We start from the raw sequence: 23155 nt of genomic DNA on the forward strand, positions 1-23155 counted from the left end.
CGATAACCCGGGTTTTTTCTTTTGCTGAAAATGAATTGGAGGGATTTTGATGAGATGGGGCAGTGTCATACTTGCAGCCTTGTTTGAAATTGGCTGGGTCATGGGGCTGAAACACGCTGATTCGGCTCTTGAATGGATCGGCACGGCGGCGGCCGTCGTGATGAGCTTTTATATACTGGTGAAGGCGGGAGAGAAGCTGCCGGTCGGAACCGTGTATGCCGTATTTACCGGTCTCGGCACAGCGGGAACGGTCGTCTGCGAAATCGTCTTGTTTCATGAGCCGGCAAATATCGCCAAGCTTGCTCTGATCGGTGTTTTGCTATGCGGCGTGATCGGCTTGAAGCTTGTAACAAATGAAGAGAAAGGGGAGGCGTCATAATGGAATGGATCTGCCTCATCGCTGCCGGTATACTGGAAATGCTCGGCGTGACGATGATGAACCAGTTTCATAAAGACAAGCGGCTGAGATGGATCTTATTGTTGATCATCGGTTTTGCCGCTTCGTTTTTCTTGCTATCCCTTGCGATGGAGACGCTGCCGATGGGAACGGCGTATGCAGTTTGGACAGGGATCGGCACGGTTGGAGGTGCGCTTGTCGGCATCCTGTTTTACGGAGAGCCGAAAGACGGGAAACGCATCTTTTTCATCGCGCTCATTTTGGGATCAGCCGTCGGACTGAAACTGATAAGCTAGCGTCCGGCCCGTGCACTTTATGGCAAATGGGCGTCCGTAAATTGATTTTTCAATAAACTCCAGTATAATGAAAAGATAGTTTACGAATTACAAGCAAAGAGGGTTTTACGAAAATGAATGCATATATGAAACAGCAGTTATCGCAATATCAGGAAATCAATAACGATAAGGCCCGCCTTCTGGTCAGCTGTCCGGATCAGCCTGGAATCGTCGCCGCCGTTTCTTCCTTTTTATTTGAAAATGGCGCGAATATTATTGAATCGAGCCAGTATACGACAGACCCTGAAGGAGGCCGGTTCTTTCTGCGGATTGAGTTTGAAGCCGAAGGCATCCGCAAAAAGATCGAACAGATGAAAGCGACATTCGCCACTGTGGCGGAGTCCTTCCAAATGACGTGGAGCATGAATTTGGCGAGCGAGCTGAAACGCGTCGCTATCTTCGTTTCAAAAGATCTTCACTGCTTGCATGAACTGCTGTGGGAGTGGCAGAGCGGCAATTTGATGGCGGAAATTGCAGCGGTTATCAGCAATCATGAAGATGCAAGAGAAACCGTTGAATCGCTGAATATTCCGTTCCTTTACATGAAAGCGAACAAAGACATCCGTGAAGAAGTGGAAAAACAGCAGCTGAAATGGCTTGAAGAGTACCGTGCGGATGTCATCGTTCTCGCCCGCTACATGCAGATTTTAACGCCTGATTTTGTCTCGGCTCATCCAAACAAAATCATTAATATTCACCACTCATTCCTGCCGGCTTTTATCGGAGCGAATCCGTATAAACGGGCATATGAAAGAGGCGTTAAACTGATTGGAGCAACATCGCATTATGTGACAAACGAATTGGATGAAGGACCGATCATCGAACAGGATATCGAACGGGTCGACCACAGAGACAATGTGGAAGCATTGAAAAACATCGGCCGCACGATTGAGAGAAGCGTTTTGGCAAGAGCGGTCAAATGGCACTTGGAAGACCGGATTATCGTGCATGGAAACAAGACGATCGTCTTTAATTAAATTGTTTGATCTCCCTCTTGACAGAGGCGTTTTTCCTAGGCATAATAATAAAAAATCACGAGCGTTGAAGAGGGCCAGTAAGCAGTTCTTTCTGTGAAAGAGAGTGAAATGGCATGCTGAAACATTTCACCACATGAAACCTGCTGAACCTGCCTCGGAGTCTCAGGGGGAAAACCTGGGCGCATACCCTGGCGTTAAAGGGGAAAGAGGAGTGCGCTTTTTTCTCGCGCATTCAATGAAGGTGGTACCGCGGAAAGCTCTTTTCGTCCTTTTATTTGGACGAAAAGGGCTTTTTTTGTTGGCTTCTGCCAGATCATCTCGGAGGGAAAAAACGTGAAAAAACAACGGATTGTCATTAAAATCGGAAGCAGTTCATTAACCAATTCGAAAGGCAGCATCGATGAGGCGAAGATCAATGACCATGTTCGGGCGATAGCTGCTCTGAAAAAAGAAGGCCACGACGTCATCTTTATTTCGTCCGGCGCTGTCGCTGCGGGATTTTTACAGCTCGGCTATCCCGCGAGGCCTGTCACGCTAAAGGGGAAACAGGCTGCAGCGGCCGTCGGCCAGAGCTTGTTAATGCAGACATACATCAAGCATTTTGCAGACCGCGATATCAAGCCTGCGCAAATTTTATTGACAAGAAACGATTTTGCCAAACGGGAACGGTATCGAAATGCATATGCGACCATTATGGAACTGATTGAACGGGGGCTTGTCCCGATTATTAATGAAAATGATTCGGTATCTGTTGAAGAATTGACGTTTGGGGACAATGACATGCTATCCGCCCTGGTGAGCGGACTGATTCATGCCGACAAACTCATCATTTTAACGGATATTAACGGCCTCTATGATTCGAATCCGAATGAACATCCTGATGCCCGCCGTTTTGATTACATTCCCGAAATTACGGACGAACTTTTGGGCTGCGCTGCATCCGCCGGTTCAAAAGTCGGGACGGGCGGAATGAAGTCGAAGCTTTTGGCGGCAAAAACCGCTCTTTCACTCGGCGTCAATGTTTTCATAGGCGCCGGAGAGGGAGATGATAAGCTGATTCAGATTTTAAAAGGAAACGGGGACGGCACCTATATCGGCCAATCCGACCTGTCTTCCGTCAACAATCATAGACAGTGGATCGCTTTTCACTCTCCTGTCTCAGGGAAGATTACCGTTGATGAGGGGGCTGAGCTGGCGATTATCGAAAATGGCGGCAGCTTGCTGCCGGCCGGCGTAACAGCAATATCCGGGGATTTTCCGAAAGGGGCGGTTGTCGAAGTTTACGGACCGAACGGCTTGGCCGGAAAAGGCCAAACGCTGTACTCCGCAGCAGAGCTTGAAGAGGTGAAAGGGAAACGAAGCGATGAGTTCCATCATGAAGAAGGGATAGAAGTCATCCATCGAAATGATTGGGTAAGTATTAAAGAATAAGGGGATGAAAGAATGAGCGAAGTGATTGAAAAAGCAAAAAAGGCTAAAGTCGCAAAAGAAGAACTGGTTCATCAGCCGACTGCAAAGAAAAATGAGGCGCTTTCCTTCATCGCCGAGGCGCTCCGCTTTAAGCAAGATGAGATATTGGCAGAAAACGAGAAAGATATCGTTCGCGGCAAAGAAAAAGGCTTTTCACCTGCGCTGCTTGACCGCCTTGCCTTAACGCCGGAGAGACTGAATGATATGGCAGACGCCGTCATGCTGCTCATCAAGCTTGAAGATCCTGTGGGGGAAACGCTTGAAACGATCCGCAAAGACAACGGGCTTTTCATTGAAAATGTCAGGGTTCCGCTCGGAGTCGTCGGCATGATCTACGAGGCCCGGCCGAATGTAACGGTCGACGCCGCGACCCTCTGTTTGAAAACGGGAAATGCCGTCATCCTGCGGGGCAGTTCATCAGCCATCAACAGCAATCAAGCGCTCGTCCGCGTGATCAGAGAAGCGCTCGAACAATCTGCGCTTCCGCAGGATGCCGTTCAGCTCATTGAAGATACAAGCAGGGAAGCGGCAAAACAGCTGTTCACTTTAAACGACGGCTTGGATGTCCTGATTCCGCGAGGAGGGAAAGACCTCATTGATATGGTGGTGCGGGAATCCACAGTGCCTGTCCTTGAAACAGGCGCGGGAAACTGTCACATATTCATTGATGAATCGGCTCGGTCCGACATGGCCGAGCAGGTTGTAATCAATGCCAAAACGCAGCGTCCTTCTGTCTGCAATGCGATTGAAACGGTGCTTATCCATAAAGACTGGGCGAAGAAGCATACGACAGCGCTGCTTCAAAAGCTTGAAGAAGCAGGCGTTGAAATCAGGGGAGACGAAGCTGTATGTGCGCTGCTGCCATCTGCGGTTCCTGCTCGCGAGACCGACTGGGAAACCGAGTTTCTTGCGCCGGTTGTCAGCATCAAAATTGTCGCCGGAATCGATGAAGCCATCCGGCACATCAGGCAGTACGGCACGCGTCATTCGGAAGCGATTCTGACTGAAAATCAGGAAAACGCCCGGTTTTTCTTAACGTCTGTTGACGCTGCAGCGGTTTACCACAATGCTTCCACGCGTTTTACGGACGGCTTTGAATTCGGCTATGGCGCCGAAATCGGCATCAGCACGCAAAAGCTTCATGCAAGGGGGCCGATGGGCCTTAAAGCGCTGACTTCTTCTAAATATATCATTAAAGGAAACGGGCAAATCCGGATATGAAAGTGAAACATCCTGTCTTGACATGCAGACAGGATGTTTTTTTGTTGCGTTTTCGTATTTAATTTTATAAAATTTAATTGTGCACAATATAAATTAAAGGAGACGATAAATCATGAAACCTATATTTACCTCGCAAGCTACTGCCAAAGGCGGCAGAGACGGACAAGTCACCTCATCTGACCGCGTCCTTGAACTGGAGCTGGCCATGCCGGGAACGCCAAAAGCCAAGAAGAACGAAAATGCCACCAATCCGGAGCAGCTGTTTGCTGCCGGATATGCGGCATGCTTTGACAGTGCATTGCAATTGACCGCCCAAAAAGCGCGTCTTCGAATGGAGACAGAGGTGACGGCAAACGTCAGCCTTCTGAAAGATGAAGCAGATGGAGGCTATAAGCTCAGTGTCACGCTGCAAGTAAAAGGAACCGGCGTTGAACAGTCGGAGCTCGAAAAACTCGTTCATCAAGCTCATACCGTTTGTCCGTATTCAAAAGCGATTTCCGGAAATGTTGATGTCAGCCTTGAAGTCATTTCTTAAAAAAAGGCGCCTTCGATATGAAGGCGCCTTTTTGCTGTCTTTACAGCGCATCTGTTTTTTTCGTCAATGAAGCCAGAAGGGATTCAAGCGTTTGTTTCAAGTTCTTCAGTTCGCCAGCCGACAGATCGGTCTGGGCGATCATGTGTTGCGGAATGCTGCTCGCTTTTTCCTGAAGTGCCTGGCCGCCTGCTGTCAGTCTGACGACCACAGACCGTTCATCTTCAGGTGACCGCTCCCTTGTTAAAAGCCCGTGCTGCTCCATCCTCTTCAGCATCGGCGTCAGTGTGCCGGAATCGAGATAAAGGAGCTTGCCCATTGTTTTGACGTTTAATTCCCCGTGCTCCCATAATAAAAGGAGTGCGAGGTACTGCGGATACGTAATATTGAGTTTATCAAGCAGCGGCTTGTAAAGCTTCGTCATTTCACGCGAACTGGCATAAAGGAGAAAACAAAGCTGTCTGTCAAGCCTCATATGTTCAAATTCGTTTGTCATCGTTTCACCAACTCTTTTTTATGTTCCTTTTTATTGTATAAGATTTTTCGTTTTTTTCCCATTGTTCTGCAGAAAACCCGAAAAAACAAAAACGGATGTTTAAAAAACTCATTTTGTGAAATATAAAGAGTAGAGGAAAAAAACGTAAGGAGGAATCAGGATGACTGCATTATTTACAGCAAAAGTCACGGCAAAAGGCGGAAGATCAGGACATGTCACATCAGATGACGGGGTTTTGGATCACAACATTGTCATGCCAAATGAAAAAAAAGAAGGCGAATCAGGGACAAATCCTGAACAGCTCTTTGCGGCGGGATACGCGGCGTGCTTCGGCGGCGCATTGGAGCATGTCGCAAAACAAAAAGGCATTAACATCGATTCTGAGGTTGAGGGCCATGTGAGCTTGCTGAAGGATGAGAGTGACGGCGGTTTTAAAATCGGCGTCAAGCTGATCGTCACCTCAGGCGGGGTAGACAAAGAAAAAGCGAAAGAGCTGGTCGAAGCCGCTCATGACTTTTGCCCTTATTCAAAAGCGACGAGAGGAAATATCGACGTCAGCCTTGAAGTAAAATAAACAAACGGGAAAGATGAAAACGAGAAAGCAAACAAAGCTTGTTTGCTTTCTTTTTTAGAAAGGAGCAGCAAATGGCATATCTTAAAAAAGCGCTTGTATTCGCCGTGCTCTCTGCCGCCTTCGTCCTTGCAGGATGCGGAACCGGAGCGAAGGAGAACAACGGAAATCAACCCTCGGCTGATACGGCCAAACAGAAAGCGCCTGATTTGAAAACATATTCTCTTGACAAAAATATCCGGTCTGAAGAAGATTTTGATTTGATAGGCAAGTATGTTCATGCCGAAGACGACCAAATCACGCTCGAAATAAAGGATAAGGAACTGATTGTCCCGAAAAGCAGCCGTTTTCACAGCGAAGAAGACCATGATGACTTAATCGGGAAGCTTGTGAAGGTAGAGGTGGACGGAAAAACGCAAGAAGCCGAAGAAGCTGAGCTCATGCCGCAGTCAAAAGCCGACCAAAACGGCGTATATGAACAGGAGAATGACGGCAGCCGAAAAATCATTGCCGCGTTTGTCAGCGAATCGGAACAAAACATTACAATCAAAACAAAAGCTGGGGAAAAAACTTATCAGAAAACAGCCGATTTTGAGAGGGATGTCGCCGAAGCACCTGAAAAACTGAAAGGGAAAATCGTCAGGCTTGAAATTGAAAAGGATGGAAAGGCGGAAAGCCTTGATTTGGAATCTGAAGATCAAAAGCTTGAATGGTATGAGCCGTCAGCTTCAAAATGAAAAAGCTTCCTTCATCAGGAAGCTTTCTTTATTTTAATATTCCACTTTTTGATCGGTCGTTTCCCACGTGAGAAAGGGTTCAAGCTTTGCTTGAAGGTCCATTTTATAAAAAGGAATTGTCCGTTCGCTTTGCGTTTTTGTGATTTCTTCATAAATAAAAGAATCGTCAAAACCGGCCGATGCGGCATCTGAATGCTGAGCGGCGAAGTAAACTTCCTTCGGTCTCGCCCAGTAGATGGCTCCCAGGCACATTGGACACGGTTCGCAGCTTGTATAAAGAATGCAGTCGTTCAGCTGATAATCTCCAAGTGCTTCACAGGCGAGCCGAATAGCCGTTACCTCAGCATGCGCGGTGGGATCATTGCTTGTTGTGACATTGTTTTTTCCCTCGGCAATAATTTGGCCGTCTTTGACAATCACAGCGCCAAAAGGTCCGCCCGTGCCGCTTTTCACGCTCTCCACCGCAAGGTCGATTGCGCGCTGCAAAAATGTTTCATGATTCATTTCTGTATCCTCCTTGGTTGTCTTGCCTTCTTATTATAGCTGATGAATCTTGTAAAATAAACGCGCATCAGAATATTCAGTATGTTTGATTTCGAACGGACCATCGCATACAATGAATGCTAGAATGATGAACGGAGGATGATGTTTTGCTTACATTGTATATTGCAAGACACGGTCAGACGGAATGGAATATTGAAAAAAGAATGCAAGGCTGGGAAGACTCCAATTTAACGGCTTTGGGGCTGGCAAATGCAAACGCCCTCGGCGAACGGCTGAAAGCTGTTCAATTCCAAGCCGCATATTCCAGTCCAAGCGGCCGGGCTGTTGATTCTGCGCGGGCTATGCTGCAGAACCGCAGTGTTCCCTTTATAACAGACGACAGATTAAAAGAAATCTCGATCGGCCGCTGGGAAGGAAAAACGTATGATGAGATCAAACAAAGCGATCCTGACTTGCTGGAAGCGTATTTTAATGCGCCTGAAACATACATGCCTGATGAAGGGGAGAGCTTTTACGATTTTGAAAGACGGGTCAGCCGGGTGTATGAATTCATTCTCCACCGCCATCGGGAAGGCAATGTCCTCATTGTCAGCCATTCCGTGTTTATTTTGGTGCTTTTGAATCTGTTAAAAAAGAGGCCGGTCAGTGAACTATGGAACTCGAGCTATGTTCATGACACAGCTCTTGCAGTTGTAACAGTTTCTGATGATGGAAAGGTCACAATCGAAAGAGAAGGAGACGGGGAACATAGAGTAGAAGCAAAGAATGCCACCTGGTAGGCATGCCAAAAAGCCTGATTTCAACAATCAGGCTTTTAGCGTGTCGACAAACCCTTGCAGGCCTGCAAAGGCGGTGCTCACAGGATCGGCGGCAAACCATCCAGGCGTCCTGCCTGAACGCCGCTGTCATCATATCCTGTGAAAGTCCGCTCCGAGCCTCTTAGCCGGAATACATTTTGGCACTGAAGCTGTGGAGCGTGGCAGCGGAAATCGTTTTGTTTTTTGAAAGACAAACGGTTTTGACATCTGCCGCATCTGCTTCCGCTTTTTTTCCGAAAAGGAAGACCGTAAGAGAAAGCGGGCCTTTTGCGATTTGCTGATACGCCAGAAGGCAAAGGTTGTCGGCGATTGTGCGGCTGATCATGCGGCGTGCTGACCACAGCTGCTGCTGTCCTTCTTCATCTAACTGAATATATGCTGCGGCTCGTTTTTTCGTAAAGAGTCCTGACAGGCCGTTTTGTTTGATCTGCTTCATGAGAGCGAGCGGTTCAGACAGCGGCGGCGCGGTCAGTCTGTAGCTGTCAGGGGAACATTTTGCCGCAGCCAAAAAAGACATGATCGGCAGGTAGCCTGCCAGACGCCCGCCGCTCTGGAAGAGCTTCTCTGCAAGCATTTGATCGGTCTTTTTCATGCGGATTTCTGTAAAGTGCAGAAGATGCTGCAAATCATCGAGCGTGTGTAAAAATCCATTGAGTTCATGTTCCATTTCGGATTGCGCCTGATCGATCCCGTATGTCCTTGCTGCTTTCACGCTGGAGAAAAGAACATGAAAATGGCGGTTCAAAAGGTTTATTAAATCGCTGATTCGCTGGTGGGAATAGCGAAATTGGCGGGCGAGCGCGTGCAGATCATTGATGTTCAGCCGGATCGTCATGTCAGCTCCTCGGCTTTCAGCTGAAGCCGCTCAATTTCTTCGGACGCCTGCTCCTTAATGGCCCTCAGCCTGTCATACACGCGCGATTCCGCCCGGTCAAGATCGTCCAAAAGTGCGTCATACATTTCGCGCGCCTGTCCGCGCCATCCGTTGATATACATTTGGTGTGCTTTTAAAATAGAAGAACTTTCCTGCCTCAGCTCGTCAATGGCGGCAGTCACTTCTTTTACGTATAGCTGAAGAGAGTGAATGTCTTCCTGATATATTTTTCGTTTGATTTTTCGTTCTAACGCTATTCCATCGTCAATCACTACATATTTTCCTTCCCTTCCATCATCTACTACAAATATGTTAAAAGAAAAGGATACGGAAGGAAATCGTACGAATGAATCAAAAGTCTTAATGATTTTTGGGCGGACGTACCTTATATAACGGTTCTTTCGGCCTAAAAAGGGCTGAGGACATGAAAAGAGCCGCCCGTGTGAACAGGCGGCGTTTGTGTTGGATTTTTTGTGGAATTAAACAGTCTGAGCGAGTTTGCCTCTTGCTTGTTTGGCTGCTTCAACCATATGTTTAAGCGCTGCGATCGTTTCTTCAGGCTGTCTCGTTTTTAAACCGCAGTCAGGGTTTACCCAGAAGCGGTCAGCCGGGCAGACTTTCAGCGCATCTTCTATAATCGTGAGCATTTCATCGCTGGAAGGGACGCGGGGACTGTGAATATCATAGACGCCAAGCCCGAGTCCTTTCAGGTAAGGATGCTGTTCCAGATAATCAAGGAATCCGCCGTGGCTTCTGCTGTGCTCGATCGTAATGACGTCTGCGTCAAGATCTTCGATCGTGTCTACAATATCTTCAAAGTTGCTGTAGCACATATGCGTATGGATTTGCGTCGTATCTTCTACTGATGAAGTGGACAGTCTGAACGCTTCGGCAGCCCATTTAAGGTACTCGTCCCAATCCCGTTCTTTAAGCGGCAGGCCTTCTCTCAAGGCGGGTTCATCGACCTGGATGATTTGAATGCCTGCTTTTTCGAGCGCTTCAACCTCTTTGCGGAGAGCTTGGGCGATTTGGAAGGCAATCTCTTTTCTCGGCAGATCATAGCGGGCAAAGGACCAGTTTAAAATCGTAACAGGACCTGTCAGCATGCCCTTGACTTTCTTCGAGGTCAAGGATTGGGCGTAAACTGTTTCTTTTACCGTCATCGGCTCTTTAAACTCGACATCTCCGTAGATGACCGGCGGACGGACGCAGCGGGAACCGTATGACTGAACCCAGGCGTATTTGGTAAAGGCGAATCCTCCGAGCTTTTCACCGAAATATTCAACCATGTCTGTCCGTTCGAATTCTCCGTGAACGAGAACGTCAAGTCCGAGGTCTTCCTGAATGTCAATCCATTTCTTTGTTTCTTTCTGAATAAATACTTCATACTGCTCGTCAGACCATTCTTTTTTCCGCCATTTTTGCCGCGCGCTCCGCACTTCCGCTGTCTGCGGGAAGCTGCCGATCGTCGTTGTCGGCAATAGAGGAAGTCCGAGAGATTCATTTTGGATCCGCAGTCTTTCTTCAAAAGCTGTCGGGCGTTTAAAGTCTTCCTCGGTCAGCTTGTCTATTTCTTCGGCAAAGGCCGAATTTGTCGCTGCACCGTATTGTTTGAGAGCTTGAAGGTGCCCGTGCGCTTCATCGATTTCCGTTTGGATGGCCGCTTTTCCGGAAACAAGTCCGTTCTTCAGCAGTGTAAGCTCCAGAAGCTTTTCTTTTGCAAAAGATAAACCGATCAAGAGATCATCGGCAAGCTGCTCGTCCGGGTGTTTTGCGACAGGGACGTGAAGCAGGCTGTTTGAAGGCTGAATCCAGACTTCGTCAACACCCGCACTCTGGATCAGCTCAAGCGTCAGATCCAGGCGTTCTTCGAGATTGGCTTTCCAAATGTTGCGCCCGTCTAAAATACCGGCGGCAAGGACTTTGCCTTTAGGAAAACCGTGCGCTTTTAAATGCTCGAAGTTTTTCCCTTTATCATGAACAAAATCAAGACCAATCCCGGCGACAGGAAACGATATCAGCTCTTCATAAGCGTCAACCGAATCAAAGTAGGTTTGCAGAAGGATATTCACTCCAGGGACTTCCTCTGTAATCGTCTGATAGATTTCTTTGACTGCAGCCGCTTCTTCATGTGAAGCCGTCACTAGAGCAGGCTCGTCGATTTGCACCCATTTGCCGCCTTCCTGCTCAAGCTCTTTCAGAACTTGGATGTAAAGAGGCGTCATTTGGCTATAAATATCTTTGATATCTTGTTGTTCATAGCCTTTTGCAAGGGCTACGAAAGTGTAAAGGCCGAGTATGACGGGCTTCGTTTCTGTTCCCAATGCTGCTTTTGCTCTTTTATAATCTTCAAGCGGTTTGTTTCTCGTCACGCGGTATTGTGCGCCTTTTTCAAATTCAGGCACAATATAATGGTAGTTTGTGTTAAACCATTTTGTCATTTCACACGATACAGCATCTTTCGTGCCTCTCGCCATTGCGAAATAAGTATCTAACGGATCATGTACATCCTTGAATCTTTTTGGAATCCAGTTGAACATCACCGCCGTGTCAAGAACGTGGTCGTACAGGGTAAAGTCGGAAACCGGTATGATATCGATTTGCTGATCAAGCTGGGTCTGGAGGGCTGCTAAAAATTGTTCGTCCATTTCTTTTAAAAAGGTCTCACGGTCTGTGTTTCCTTTCCAATAAGCCTCAAGCGATTTTTTCCATTCTCTGTTCAAGCCGATTCTTGGAAATCCCAAGCTACTCGTTTTTACATTTGTCATTCTGGTCTCCTCCTTTAGTGTTCAATAAAAAAAGACACTCACACTTCGGACAATGAGAAGGTGAGTGCCTGAAAACAGCATTTTGCGAACGAGAAATAAACGTAGCGATTGTTACGTCAACTCGAACACCTCCTATCGACCGTAGGTTGATGGTGCGTCAGAACAGGCAGGTCTCCTGGCTCATGAATCGACGGTTATTTCCCCCTTCCCGTATAGAAACAGTGGGTTTTATGAAATAACCTCCTCATTCACAGTGGCGGGACCGCGTCGGATTTTCACCAAACTTCCCTTTTAAAATCTAACCTCGTTAGATTACCATGTTCCCGGCGATGAAATTGTTTAGTAGATTATATACCGTCACGATCTTTTAGTCAAAATAATTTTTGAATTCTTGCAATTAAAAAGATTCAGCCTTATCAATAGCCATGAAAAAGGCCGCCGACATTGTCGGCAGCCTCCTTAGGCTGTTAAAGGGAAAGAAGTTTTGCTTCGCCGGCTTTTTCCGCCAGTACCTCCGGCGCCGACAAATATAAGAATCCATTGCCGATCAGCGCTTTTGAGTAATCAAGAGGAAGCGTGCGGCGGATTAACTGAGCATACAGTTCCGGTTCTGTCAGCTTCCGTTTAAACGCCTCTTCTTCAGCTGACTTGATGAGAGCGAGCGCGCCGCTGACGTGCGGTGTGGCCATCGATGTTCCCGTCAGCTTTCCATATTGATGATCGGGCAATGTAGAGAGGATTTCTTCTCCTGGTGCAACGAGGTCAATTTCTTTGTTCGCATTTGAGAATTCGGAAGACTCCCGCGTCAATGACACAGACCCGACAGCGATGACTTCGTTGTATGCAGCAGGGTATGAGTACTCCTCTGTACGGTCATTGCCGTCGCCTTCGTTTCCGGCGGCGCAGACGACGAGCACTCCGTTTTTCACGGCGTTTGTCACCGCTTCTTTCAATTCCGGAACGTCGGCAGGTCCGCCGAGCGACATTGAAATGATATCGGCTTTTTGTTCGACGGCGTAGTTGATCCCGTTGATGATCCATTCATAATCGCCGCTGCCGTCTTCACCGCCGAGCACCTTGACGATTAATAGGTTCGCTTCAGGTGCCACGCCGGAGATGCCGCCGTTTTGATCGTTTGCGGCAATCGTACCCGCCACATGGGTGCCATGTCCATTATAATCATGAAATTGATCTTCTTTTCCATTGTCATCATCAGTAAAGTTTCTGCCTCCGATGATTCGGTCTGCCAAATCGGGATGGGTTGCGTCACAGCCTGTATCAAGCACTGCGACAGTGATATCTTTTCCTTTAAAACCTTGTGACCACAGCTCCGGTGCCTTAATCGCATCGATTCCTTCCGGCAATTCGTTCACGTCCATCAGCTTTGTGTCAGTGACATAAGGAATTAATCGCATTTGCATTTCAAAGCCCTCCCTGTTATATGCTGCTTTAGATGGGTTACAAGGTGCGTGATTTTATTGTAAAACATTCACTTTGTTAAAAAAAGGTTCATTTGTATGAATTTTATGAAAAGTTAAAAAATATAGATAATAGAGGAGAAAAGTCGAATAACTGCGAACAATGCTGGAATTGTAAGCGAAAAGACCTGTGAAATCGACGAAAGGGCGAGAGAATCACTATATATATGAGATTTCGCTTCATCATATTATCCCGGCAAAAGGATATCCTATTAAAAAAAGGAGTTGATACAGGGTGAAAGAACAAGAAAACGAAAAAAGAGACGAATTGTCAATCGAGCAGGCGGAGTTTGTGCCGCATCCAAAATATGAAGGAGAATACGCGCTTTTGCTGCACGAAAACTATCACCTGCTGTCAAAGGACGACCTTGAACAGGATAGCGAAAAGTAAGAACGGAGCTCGGCATCTCGGCGAAAGAGCTGGTTTAATTTTGACGAAAAAGGGAATCAACCATAATAGAGAGCATTAAGTTTGCTTTTCTTATTGACAGTTATCCTTTTTTTCTGTAATCTCATTGTGTCCGGTAAATACAGCTCTTCGTTAGGTGAGGCTCCTGTATGGAGATACGCTGCTGCCCAAAAATGTCCAAAGACGCCAATGGGTCAACAGAAATCATCGATCTAAGGTGATTTTTAATGCAGCTGGCATGCTGCCTATGCCATACAGTGCTAAAGCTCTACGATGGAAGGCGTTAGGGTTTTATTTTGTATGGCTTTTAACACCTTCATTTCAATGAAATAGGTGTTTTTTTATTTTTTGAGGAAAGTGAACTTTCCGTATTAAACAAGGAGGTGGAAGTATGGATTCTCCCCATTCGAGGCGGTTTAATCATACGAGAAATATTTTACAGCATCACACATTGATTGATGAGGAGATCCTTATACTTCACCCCTTTTGCTATGGTGATATAAGGATCTCCTGAAAAGGGAGGTACAGATTGCCATGGTAAAAAACATGACATATGATGAACTGATTTTACGCATTATTATTTTACTGAGAGACGGAAAACGAAAAGAGTTTCAAAACGTTTTAGAGGAACTGCAGCCTTATGATATGGCGATTCTGTTTAAGGAAATGCCCGAAAAGCACCGCGGCCGGTATCTGTCTTTTTTAACGGTTGAAGACATTACCGATCTCATGGGCGAACTGGACAGAGAAGAGCAGCTTGTCGTTCTGAACAAGGTCGGCAAGGAAAAGGCGATCCATGTGATGAATAAAATGGACAACGACGACCTTGCCGCGCTCTTCGAGGAAATGGACTCAGAGCTGAAAGACCAGCTTCTTTCCAGTATGGAAGCGGAAGAATCTGAAGCGGTCCGCGTTCTGATGAACTACCCGCCTGAAACAGCGGGAAGAATCATGACAAACCGCTATGTCTGGATTCCGCAGCATTACACGGTAAAAGAAGCGGTTGTCAAGCTGAAAAGCTTTGCGGAAATCGCGGAGTCGATCAACTATTTATACGTTATCAATGAACAAAAGCAGCTTGTCGGGGTTATCTCATACCGGGATCTCATTTTGGCAGAACCCGATGAGAAGGTTCAGGAATTAATGTTTACAAGGGTCATCTCAGCGGACGCTCTTCAAGATCAGGAAGAAGTCGCAAGGCTCATTGAGCGGTACGACTTTCTGGCGATTCCCGTTGTAGAAAAAAACCATGAGCTTGTCGGGATCGTAACGGTCGATGACATTATTGACATCGTCATCCAAGAAGCGAATGAAGACTACGAAAAATTTGCTGCATCAGGTAAAGCAATCACGTTTGATACAAAATCGTATGTCGCTGCATATCGACGTCTGCCGTGGCTGATCTTGCTTCTGTTCATCGGTTTGATCTCAGGCAGCATCATGAGCTATTTTGAAGACACACTGCAGCAGGTTGTCGCATTGGCCTTTTTTATGCCGATGATCGCAGGAATGACGGGTAACACCGGGACGCAGTCTCTCGCTGTCGTCATCAGAGGGCTGTCAAAAGAAGAACTCAATAAAAAAACGATTTTCCGCTTGATTTTCCGGGAGCTCAAGGCCGGCATTATTATCGGCGTTGTTTGTGCGGTCGTGATTACAGGAATCGCGATTGTATGGCAGGGGAATCTGCTGCTCGGATTTGTGGTAGGGACTTCGCTCTTTGCCACACTGATCATCGGAACGATGGCGGGAACGATCGTCCCGATCATCCTTCACAAGTGCAACGTCGACCCTGCGATTGCATCGGGTCCGCTGATCACAACTTTAAATGACATTTTGTCACTGCTGATCTACTTCGGTATTGCAACTGCATTCATTCATTCACTGTAAGACAGCAGCCCTCCTTTTTTAGGGAGGGTTTTTTGCTTGCCAGAATCCGTAAAAGCCTATATATTTTAGGCAGAGATCAGGGGGGATTGGTATGAGAAGATTTGCAGCTGTGCTGATTTGTTTAGCCGTTGCAATGGTTGCTGCCGGCTGTCAGAATGAAGATGAAGGAAAAGACAGGCGGCTCGTCGCAGTCGAGGGTATGCTTGAGGCGATATTGAACGATGATGTGTCAAAGATGAAGCGGTTGTACGTGGAGGGCGCAACCCCCTCTCCGGAAACAATCCTGGAAAACAAACAGAAATGGGGAATTTCCGGGCTTCGTGCTGATGATTTTCAAATTTCTGAAGCGAGCATCCATGTGTTTCATGCCGCTTACAAGATGGAAAATACCGGTCAGCCCGGAACGATCGCGTTTCGGATACGCAATGATCCAGATAAAGGCGTTATGATTGATTTCATCGGATACATAAAGGAAACGAAACAGCAGGAAAACAGGTGACGAATCATCCGGAGGGTATGATTCGTTTTTTTAGCGGTTTTTGTATTTAAAATGAGCGTTAAGCTGTCCTTCGAGCATTTTCTTTCTGAGCTGCTGGTCGTTTTTCAGTCTCTGTTCTTTTTTGCGCATATCTTTGAGGATTTCTGCCGTCTGAACACCGTCTTCCCGCTTGTTTGCGATTTCCATCAGCCGTTCGACGTCAGCAAAGGAATACTTGCGCGTGCCTCTTGAAGAGCGCTGCGGATAGATCAGCTTGCGTTCTTCATAATAGCGGATCTGCCTGACCGACAAACCCGTCAGCTCGCTGACAATGCCAATAGAAATCACTTTTTTATCTTTATAAGAAAGATCTTCGACTGTCATTTTCCCACCCCTAAGATGACTTTTTTTGTATTATATAAGAAAACGCGCGAAAAAACCTGACGTTTGTTAGAAAATCTAACATTGTTGAAAAACTTTTAAAAAAATCGCGGAAGAAAAGTTTACAGGAACCATGCAAGGGGTAAAAGTGTTTTGTATGCTGTAGATACAGACTGATGAGGGGGAATCATTGGATGAAGGAACACAAAGCGGTCTCACTCGCCAAAGAAATCGTTGCTTTAGACATTAAAAGAGACGAATTGCTCGAGACATTAATGAATCTTGCCGGAAAGGATGCGTTTCCGCTGCTGAGGGCAGTGCAGAACGGCTTTTATCAAAAGTCCTCTTAAATCCGGAAGTGGGAGTGAAAGCAAACTTTACACGGCCTTAAAGCCTGGTTAATAAATAAGGTCTATTCTTATATTACAACACACGAAAATGAAAGGAGAAGATCATGAGCAGGTTGTTAAAAAACGCTTTGGAAAAGGAAAGAAACCATTACTCAAAAAAACTGAGCTCACTCGGTGAGTATAATCAGGATGTTTTGCAGAGGATGACGATTACGGAGCTCAGAAAAGAATATTTTTATTTTTTCCGGAAAAATAAAGCCCGTGTTCAAAATCGGCCATTTTGAAAAAACGGGCTTCTTTTTAATATCTTAAAAAAAATAAGCAGGAGTTTTCTTTCGAATAACGAAAATATATACTTATAGAATATGGGAAAAGCATGACCCTTTCTTTTTCTACATTTGTAAGGGTTTTCATTTCCCGGGTTCATTTTAAGAAAATAGTATAAGAGGTAGATGATATGAGACTTTCGTTTAATGAGGAAGAAGTTCACCGTGCTATGTCGCTGTACAAGGTTTTTGCCAGGGCTTTTAAAAGCGTTTCAGAACATAGTATTCGGGACAGCAAGGAACACGGCTTTAATCCTACAGAATTTGCTGTATTGGAGCTTTTGTATACGAGGGGAGCCCAAAAGCTGCAGCAAATCGGCTCGAGGCTGCTCCTTGTAAGCGGAAACGTAACCTATGTGATCGACAAATTGGAAAAAAACGGTTTCATCAAACGAGAGCAGGACCCGAAAGATAAACGGTCTGTCTATGCGAATTTGACAGAGAAGGGAAAGGCATATCTCGATGAGATTTATCCGATCCACTCCCTGAGAATTGCGCGGGCTTTTTCAGGCTTGACAAAAGAGGAACAGGAGCAGCTGATGGCCCTTTTAAAAAAAGCCGGAATCCACAGCCAGCACCTATTGTTTCGCTGAAAAAGTCAATTTTCCGAACGGTCAATTTCTTTTAAGTGATCGAGAATAGCTTTGATCTGTTTGTCTTGGGGCTGTCTGAAGAAGCTTTCGAAAGGGCATCCGAGCTCCTTTGTGCGTTTGATGACAGCCTCCATCGTAAAATTTGAGGGTGCCAAGTCTGAATGGACTTCATCCCAAAACAGTGGTGCGGCCACTGTGCCAATCTCATTGCCTCTTGTGGAATACGGGCAGATGATCGTTTTTCCCGGAGCGTGCTGCACATAATCAATATAGAGTTTTCCGCCCCTGTTTTTAATCAGGCGTTCGGTTGTGAACAGATCGGGAAAAAGTGAGACGCAATAAGAAGCCGCAAAGCTTGTGAAAAGGCGGGTTTCTTCATAAGTAAAGGCGTTTTTTGAAATCGGAATATAGATTTGTATCCCTTTATTTCCCGACAGCTTTGGAAAAGACAAGAGGCCAAGCTGTTCAAATAAACGGTGCAATTCATTCGCGGCTCTGACGGCCTGTGGAAACTCCGACCTTGAAGGCGGATCGAGATCGAAAACGATTTCGGTCGGACGGGTCGTATCCGCTGTTTGAAAAGGGATATGGAACTCCAGCGCAAGCTGATTGGCAAGCCACAGCAGAACTGAATAATCACTGCAGATGATATGCTCGTGCTCGTCAACCCGAATGGTCGTGATAAATTCGGGTGCGTAGTCGGGCTTGTTTTTTTGAAAAAAAGAATCTCCGCCGGAACCGTGCGGATAACGGATAACGGTAAGCGCCCGATTGTCGAGAAACGGAAGCAGAAAATCGCCGATTTCATTCAGATATCCGATGTAATCCGCTTTTGTTTTATTGCTTTTAGGAAAGATGACTTTATCAAGGCTTGTCAGCTGCAAATCGGGGTGGACGTTTCTTGAATGAAGCAGCAGGCGCTTGTAAGTACAATCTTCCCAAGCCATGTCAAATTCAAAAGAAACAAACGACACCTCGCGCAATGTCCCGTAATGAATCGTTAAATAATGGACCGTCATGCAAATCGACGGATCTATGGTATATTCGCCGGGCTTTGTTTCGGTTCCGTACTGCTTGACGATTGAAAGAATGGCGTTTCTTTCCTGTTCTCCGAGTCCGTGGGAAACCGAACCGACTTCTTTGATTTGACCGCGGTCATAGACGGCGATTGTCAAATAACGGTTTGCCATGTTGTAGCCTGTCATAAATACAGCTGCTTTTTTGTAGTTTTTGAGCTTGAGCCATTCGGCTGTTTTTTTATTTTCAGCCCAGCGGCTGTCTTTTTTCTTCGCAACAATTCCCTCGCCGTCAAACCTTTTAACAGCATTCCATAGAGCATGGAAATCTGAAGTGTCAGGGATGTATTGAATTCGTGCGTGAGCCATCGGATCGGGAGCCATCGGCAAGCCGAGTTCTTTCATCAGGTCGGAAAGCGCGCGTTTTCGTTCGGTATAGGGGAGTGAGGTTAAACTTTCTCCTTTAAAGACCAGTAAATCAAAAGCGAGGTACTGACACGGTTTCTTCGCGGCAGCTTGTTCAATCAACTCGGCCTTTTTGCTTAACCCTCTTTTTTGGACGTATTCAAATCGGGAACGAAAACGGTTTGTCAACGACACAATTTCCCCGTCAATCGTGATCGGCAAGTGTTCTTTGAGATTTTCGATCATGCTTTTTGCAAATTCCGTAATTTCCGGAAATGTGTTTTCGAGCGGCTGCGCGTTTCTGCTGATGAGCGAAACGTCGCCGGCCGCAGAAATTTTTAAAAGCCCCCGATACCCGTCATACTTGGCTTCATACCGCCAATTGCCGCCTGAAGGAGCGGATGTGGTCAACACGGGCTGCATCGTAATTCCCATTTTTTATTTTGCCTCTGATGCTTTTTTGCGCGACGTTTTTTTCTTTTTTTCCCCGGTTCCTTTTGCAACAGGCGTTTTTGCCGCTTCCCGGTCAGGCGCTTTTGTCCGTTCGATGCTGGCTTGGAGAGCGCTCACGAGATCGATGACATCCTCGCGCGGAGCGGCGGCTCCGGCATTTGGTGTGACACCCTCATTATGATCGATTTTCTCTTTGATTTTATCCATCAGCGCAAGTCTGTACGTATCTTCATATTGTTCAGGCGCAAATGTCGTCGTCAGCTCGTCTATTAGTGAAATCGCGGTTTGCAGCTCTTTTTCGTTGACCGCGGTTTCCTCCGGAACACCGGGTACGTGGGCCGCGTTTCGGACTTCATCAGGGTAGTGGATAGACTCCATTAAAATGCAGTTCTCGTAGACGCGAAGAATGGCGAGCTGTTTTTTGGAGCGGATGGTCATATGGGCGATTCCGATCTTTTCTGTTTTTCTGAGCGCTTCGCGCAAAAGTGAGTACGCTTTTACACCGTTATCTCCCGGTCCGACGAAATATGAACGGTTGAAATAGATGGGGTCGATTTCCTTTAGCTGGACAAAATCAACAATTTCGACAGCTTTGTCTTCCTGCTCTTCTTTGAGCTGTTTCAGCTCATCGTCCGATAAGACGACGTATTTGCCTTTAACATATTCGTAGCCTTTGACGATGTCGTCGGGCGCGATTTCCTGGTGGCAGTTTGTGCACTTTTTCTCATACTGAATCGGGGCGCGGCATTCTTTATGAAGCGACCTTAATTTAATATCCTTATCCTCTGTCGCTGCGAACAGTTTAATGGGGATATTGACAAGGCCGAAGCTGATTGAGCCTTTCCACATCGTATGCATCGGTTCGGTTCAACTCCTTTTCTTTTATTGATGCCTCTCTGCAGATTGTTTCATGAATAGCAACTTATGGATAACAGCGCGAAAAAAAAGCATCCAGGCTTCGGCCCGGATGCTTGCGGCGATACAGTGATTTGCTTGGGGAAAGCGCTTAGTTCGGCTCGGGTTCCTCCTGCAAAGACGGTCTGTTCTTTCTGGCGAGAGAAGAAGAAAAATATTGATATCTGCTTTTGCTTTTGTGCTTCGCGGCGTACATGGCCATGTCGGCTTTTCTCATCAGCTCATCACCGTCTGTTCCATCGGCCGGGGAAACGGCGATTCCGATGCTGACGGATGTTTTGAGACGGTGCTCTTTAATGTGAAAAGGCGTTTCAAACTGACTGATCAATTGCCTGGTCAGCTGATCGGTTCCATGTAAAGGGGCGACAATGATAAATTCGTCACCGCCTAACCGGGCGATGAAGCCTTCATCAGGCACACAATGCGCCAAACGCTGTGCTGCTGCCACCAGCAGCAGATCTCCGACGTCGTGGCCAAGGGCGTCATTAAACACTTTGAAACGGTTTAAATCCAAAAACAATACGGCCGTCCCCGTCTTCTGCCGCTCCAGAGCATTTGCGAGATGGTCGACTGCATACCGTCTGTTTGGCAAATCTGTCAACGCGTCATAGTGAGCCATTCTATGGATTTTGCGTTCTGCTTCACGCTGGTTTGTCATATCTTTACAAATGACATAAATGCTGTCAAGCTGCTTTCTGACGTATACCGGTATCAGCGTCACATTTACATCAAAACGCTTTTCAGCTATTTCGATTTCCGTGTCGCGGTTGAGGGCCTGTTTTTCATTTTGGACCTGAAGAAACCAGTTGAGCAGTCTGTCATGATCCTCCTGTCGAAAAAACGAAGACAGGCGCTCAGGCTCAACTCCCATTTTTTCAAGAAGGCTGTATCCCGATGAATTGGCGGAAAGCATTTTGCCTTCAAGCGAAAACACGTAGATCGGATCAATGTTGTGGTTAATTAAGGACTGGAACCGTTCCTCATTATCTTTGATTTTCTCGATATGAAACAGCAGACGCTTGTCAGTGAAGGCGCCGAAAATCAAGAAGCATTGAAGCATCAGGCTGACAAGTACGATCATAATGCCCAGTTCAATTGCATCGATTCCTTCGCGGCCTGTATCACGGCCGTCAGTCATGAAAAGCGTAGCTGCTGCCATTCCTGTATAGTGCATGCCGGAAATGGCGCCGCCCATTAAAAGCGCGCTTCCGATTTTAATGAACAAGATCCGAAAGGAGCCGGTTTTTTTGGCGAATACCACTGACAGTTTTAAGGCAGCGAAGGAGGCGAAAATGGCGATTGCAAAAGAGGCGGCATAAAGAACGGGATGATAGACGATTGTCATATTCTCCATCGCCTCCATCCCGATAAAATGCATGGATGCGATCGCACTTCCCATTGCAAGGGAGCCCGCCGCCAGTCTTGCATTCGTCGGTTCTTTTCCATTCACAACATAAAATGAAATGAGCGAGCCTGCGAAAGCGGCAACAATCGAAAGCAAGACGAATCTCAAATCGTATTTCATTTCTTCGGCTGTCTGAAATGACAGCATCCCGATAAAGTGCATAGACCAGATACCAAGCCCCATCGTGAGGGATCCGGCCAAAAGCCATCCGATATTTTTCCTGCCCTTTGTATGGACGACCCGTTCCGATAAATCAAGGGCTGTGTATGCTGCCAAAACCGCAGTGATATAGGATAAAAGAACGAACCATCCATTATATTCACCAAAAACTTCTGTCACTTTCTTCTCCGCCTTTTTGTACTATGATGAAAAATCTGAATTTCTATACTGTATTATGAAAGGCCAGACTGCCGTACTCTTAACCGTTGACATAAAAAAGCGGCAATAGCGCTACATCCGGTATAATTCGTGAATTATACTATATATAATGAAATTCGCCAATAAAAAATGATATCCTTCTGCTCTTTCTAAGGAGGACTTCCCATTTTGCTCTTCAATTTTCCTGAATTGTGTTAAAATCGTTTTTGTACGTTCTTTGGAACTTGAAATTATCAATCGTCAAAGGTTGTGGTCGATATCGAGGAGTTTATTTTATCATTGGCTGAGGCGTTTAAGAGCCTCTCGTATTTAGGGATTTTTCTGGCGCTGTGCATCGAATTCGTGCCGGCTGAAATCGTTCTGCCGCTTGCCGGCTACTGGGTGTATCAAGGCGATATGTTGCTGATCGGGGTCGTTGCCGCAGGTTCACTGGGAGGTGTCGCAGGTCCGCTGACGCTTTACTGGCTCGGGAGGTACGGGGGGCGGCCGTTTTTGGAGCGCTACGGCAAATACTTCTTCATTAAGCCTGAAGCGCTCGAAAAATCGGACAGGTTTTTTGAAAAGCACGGGGGGTTTGTCGCATTCAGCGGCCGGTTTATACCGGGCATCAGAACGCTGATTTCCATTCCGTGCGGACTCGCTAGAATGAACGTGTGGGTGTTTTGTATTTATACATTCCTTGCGATCACGCCGATTACGTTCGTCTATGTCTATTTAGGCTTTTACCTCGGCGAAAACTGGAGCAAGGTCGGCAGCCTATTGGACGGATACCTTCTTCCGGTCGGCATCGGATTCATCGTTTTGTTCGTTCTTTACCTTTGGGTGAAAGGCAGGCGGAAGAAAGTCAAATCGCAAAGCGTTTCAACTTTTTTAAATAAAAATAAGGATTGACAGCCGGGCGCATATGAGGTTAATATTATCTTATAATTCAATATTTTCTTTTATCCCAAAGGGGAGTAGCGTCCGGATGTTAAAACC

The 23155-nt window shown here is 46.5% G+C and carries 26 protein-coding genes, 2 riboswitches and 1 other annotated feature; of the genes, 16 read left to right on the forward strand and 10 right to left on the reverse strand.

The window, feature by feature from the left end; genetic code table 11:
• The first annotated feature begins 49 nt into the window (after window positions 1-49).
• The 6 genes from M1D67_RS07180 to M1D67_RS07205 all read left to right on the forward strand — a co-directional run bounded on the left by M1D67_RS07180 (window position 50) and on the right by M1D67_RS07205 (window position 4935).
• Complete coding sequence (locus tag M1D67_RS07180; protein WP_073425569.1) at window positions 50-379, forward strand: DMT family transporter; 330 nt, start codon at window positions 50-52, stop codon at window positions 377-379.
• Complete coding sequence (locus M1D67_RS07185) at window positions 379-693, forward strand: DMT family transporter (protein WP_020451096.1); 315 nt, start codon at window positions 379-381, stop codon at window positions 691-693. Before M1D67_RS07180 ends, M1D67_RS07185 begins: the two co-directional genes overlap by 1 nt.
• A 113-nt stretch (window positions 694-806) precedes the next feature.
• Window positions 807-1709 carry a formyltetrahydrofolate deformylase gene (purU, locus tag M1D67_RS07190; RefSeq protein WP_026579827.1) on the forward strand — a complete coding sequence of 301 codons (903 nt, stop codon included), beginning with the start codon at window positions 807-809 and terminating at the stop codon, window positions 1707-1709.
• Between the two features lie 55 nt (window positions 1710-1764).
• Window positions 1765-1983, forward strand: a binding site (T-box leader).
• 59 nt (window positions 1984-2042) lie between these two features.
• Window positions 2043-3140: a glutamate 5-kinase gene (proB, locus tag M1D67_RS07195; RefSeq protein WP_025812022.1), complete on the forward strand. Its 1098-nt coding sequence runs from the start codon at window positions 2043-2045 to the stop codon at window positions 3138-3140.
• Window positions 3141-3152: 12 nt separating this feature from the next.
• On the forward strand, window positions 3153-4400 hold the full coding sequence (locus M1D67_RS07200; protein ID WP_020451100.1) for a glutamate-5-semialdehyde dehydrogenase: 1248 nt from the start codon (window positions 3153-3155) through the stop codon (window positions 4398-4400).
• A 112-nt stretch (window positions 4401-4512) separates the two neighbouring features.
• Entirely contained in the window at window positions 4513-4935 is a 423-nt protein-coding gene (locus M1D67_RS07205) for an organic hydroperoxide resistance protein (protein WP_020451101.1), read from the forward strand.
• 40 nt (window positions 4936-4975) lie between these two features.
• On the opposite strand, the gene M1D67_RS07210 is transcribed toward M1D67_RS07205, so the two are convergent.
• Window positions 4976-5428, reverse strand: coding sequence for a MarR family winged helix-turn-helix transcriptional regulator (locus tag M1D67_RS07210; RefSeq protein ID WP_020451102.1), 453 nt, complete (start codon window positions 5426-5428; stop codon window positions 4976-4978).
• 160 nt (window positions 5429-5588) lie between these two features.
• Between M1D67_RS07210 and ohrB the strand changes: the two genes are divergently transcribed.
• Complete coding sequence (ohrB, locus tag M1D67_RS07215) at window positions 5589-6002, forward strand: organic hydroperoxide resistance protein OhrB (RefSeq protein WP_020451103.1); 414 nt, start codon at window positions 5589-5591, stop codon at window positions 6000-6002.
• Window positions 6003-6073: 71 nt separating this feature from the next.
• The gene (locus M1D67_RS07220; RefSeq protein WP_020451104.1) at window positions 6074-6736 is read left to right on the forward strand and encodes a hypothetical protein; all 663 of its coding nucleotides are present in this window, start codon (window positions 6074-6076) and stop codon (window positions 6734-6736) included.
• Window positions 6737-6769: 33 nt separating this feature from the next.
• On the opposite strand, the gene guaD is transcribed toward M1D67_RS07220, so the two are convergent.
• Window positions 6770-7240: a guanine deaminase gene (gene guaD, locus M1D67_RS07225; RefSeq protein ID WP_020451105.1), complete on the reverse strand. Its 471-nt coding sequence runs from the start codon at window positions 7238-7240 to the stop codon at window positions 6770-6772.
• A 146-nt stretch (window positions 7241-7386) separates the two neighbouring features.
• Between guaD and M1D67_RS07230 the strand changes: the two genes are divergently transcribed.
• Entirely contained in the window at window positions 7387-8019 is a 633-nt protein-coding gene (locus M1D67_RS07230; RefSeq protein ID WP_025812015.1) for a histidine phosphatase family protein, read from the forward strand.
• Between the two features lie 160 nt (window positions 8020-8179).
• Here M1D67_RS07230 and M1D67_RS07235 read toward each other — a convergent pair whose 3' ends face one another.
• The 4 genes from M1D67_RS07235 to M1D67_RS07250 all read right to left on the reverse strand — a co-directional run bounded on the left by M1D67_RS07235 (window position 8180) and on the right by M1D67_RS07250 (window position 13121).
• Complete coding sequence (locus tag M1D67_RS07235; protein ID WP_025812013.1) at window positions 8180-8893, reverse strand: hypothetical protein; 714 nt, start codon at window positions 8891-8893, stop codon at window positions 8180-8182.
• Window positions 8890-9204 (reverse strand): hypothetical protein, encoded by a 315-nt coding sequence (locus M1D67_RS07240; RefSeq protein WP_020451108.1) that lies wholly within the window; start codon window positions 9202-9204, stop codon window positions 8890-8892. Before M1D67_RS07240 ends, M1D67_RS07235 begins: the two co-directional genes overlap by 4 nt.
• A 207-nt stretch (window positions 9205-9411) precedes the next feature.
• Window positions 9412-11700, reverse strand: coding sequence for a 5-methyltetrahydropteroyltriglutamate--homocysteine S-methyltransferase (gene metE, locus M1D67_RS07245; RefSeq protein ID WP_479831708.1), 2289 nt, complete (start codon window positions 11698-11700; stop codon window positions 9412-9414).
• 148 nt (window positions 11701-11848) lie between these two features.
• Window positions 11849-12037: riboswitch (cobalamin riboswitch) on the reverse strand.
• Window positions 12038-12167: 130 nt separating this feature from the next.
• Window positions 12168-13121 carry a S8 family peptidase gene (locus M1D67_RS07250; protein WP_023856779.1) on the reverse strand — a complete coding sequence of 318 codons (954 nt, stop codon included), beginning with the start codon at window positions 13119-13121 and terminating at the stop codon, window positions 12168-12170.
• Window positions 13122-13413: 292 nt separating this feature from the next.
• Between M1D67_RS07250 and M1D67_RS07255 the strand changes: the two genes are divergently transcribed.
• The 3 genes from M1D67_RS07255 to M1D67_RS07265 all read left to right on the forward strand — a co-directional run bounded on the left by M1D67_RS07255 (window position 13414) and on the right by M1D67_RS07265 (window position 15976).
• On the forward strand, window positions 13414-13569 hold the full coding sequence (locus M1D67_RS07255) for a transcriptional regulator SplA domain-containing protein (protein ID WP_020451111.1): 156 nt from the start codon (window positions 13414-13416) through the stop codon (window positions 13567-13569).
• Between the two features lie 139 nt (window positions 13570-13708).
• Window positions 13709-13873, forward strand: a riboswitch (M-box (ykoK) riboswitch).
• Window positions 13874-14121: 248 nt separating this feature from the next.
• Window positions 14122-15477: a magnesium transporter gene (gene mgtE / locus M1D67_RS07260; protein ID WP_020451112.1), complete on the forward strand. Its 1356-nt coding sequence runs from the start codon at window positions 14122-14124 to the stop codon at window positions 15475-15477.
• 91 nt (window positions 15478-15568) lie between these two features.
• Window positions 15569-15976: a hypothetical protein gene (locus M1D67_RS07265; RefSeq protein WP_020451113.1), complete on the forward strand. Its 408-nt coding sequence runs from the start codon at window positions 15569-15571 to the stop codon at window positions 15974-15976.
• A 30-nt stretch (window positions 15977-16006) separates the two neighbouring features.
• Here the strand turns inward: M1D67_RS07265 and M1D67_RS07270 are convergent, their stop codons facing one another.
• Window positions 16007-16339 carry a MerR family transcriptional regulator gene (locus M1D67_RS07270; protein WP_020451114.1) on the reverse strand — a complete coding sequence of 111 codons (333 nt, stop codon included), beginning with the start codon at window positions 16337-16339 and terminating at the stop codon, window positions 16007-16009.
• 191 nt (window positions 16340-16530) lie between these two features.
• Here M1D67_RS07270 and M1D67_RS07275 point away from each other — a divergent pair, with 191 nt between their 5' ends.
• The 3 genes from M1D67_RS07275 to M1D67_RS07285 all read left to right on the forward strand — a co-directional run bounded on the left by M1D67_RS07275 (window position 16531) and on the right by M1D67_RS07285 (window position 17605).
• Window positions 16531-16686, forward strand: coding sequence for a hypothetical protein (locus M1D67_RS07275; protein ID WP_020451115.1), 156 nt, complete (start codon window positions 16531-16533; stop codon window positions 16684-16686).
• A gap of 104 nt (window positions 16687-16790) precedes the next feature.
• Window positions 16791-16970 (forward strand): hypothetical protein, encoded by a 180-nt coding sequence (locus tag M1D67_RS07280; RefSeq protein WP_020451116.1) that lies wholly within the window; start codon window positions 16791-16793, stop codon window positions 16968-16970.
• Between the two features lie 173 nt (window positions 16971-17143).
• Window positions 17144-17605 (forward strand): MarR family winged helix-turn-helix transcriptional regulator, encoded by a 462-nt coding sequence (locus tag M1D67_RS07285; RefSeq protein ID WP_020451117.1) that lies wholly within the window; start codon window positions 17144-17146, stop codon window positions 17603-17605.
• Between the two features lie 5 nt (window positions 17606-17610).
• Here the strand turns inward: M1D67_RS07285 and M1D67_RS07290 are convergent, their stop codons facing one another.
• From M1D67_RS07290 to M1D67_RS07300, 3 genes are all read right to left on the reverse strand, one after another.
• Window positions 17611-19461, reverse strand: a complete 1851-nt coding sequence (locus tag M1D67_RS07290) for a DNA ligase D (RefSeq protein ID WP_479831709.1) — start codon at window positions 19459-19461, stop codon at window positions 17611-17613.
• A 3-nt stretch (window positions 19462-19464) separates the two neighbouring features.
• Window positions 19465-20337: a non-homologous end joining protein Ku gene (ku, locus tag M1D67_RS07295; protein WP_026579818.1), complete on the reverse strand. Its 873-nt coding sequence runs from the start codon at window positions 20335-20337 to the stop codon at window positions 19465-19467.
• A 148-nt stretch (window positions 20338-20485) separates the two neighbouring features.
• Complete coding sequence (locus M1D67_RS07300; protein WP_065643305.1) at window positions 20486-22138, reverse strand: diguanylate cyclase domain-containing protein; 1653 nt, start codon at window positions 22136-22138, stop codon at window positions 20486-20488.
• 288 nt (window positions 22139-22426) lie between these two features.
• On the opposite strand from M1D67_RS07300, the gene M1D67_RS07305 reads away from it, so the two are divergent.
• Complete coding sequence (locus tag M1D67_RS07305; protein ID WP_026579816.1) at window positions 22427-23068, forward strand: DedA family protein; 642 nt, start codon at window positions 22427-22429, stop codon at window positions 23066-23068.
• The last annotated feature ends 87 nt before the right edge of the window (window positions 23069-23155 follow it).

Source organism: Bacillus sp. PK6-025 (assembly GCF_056530265.1).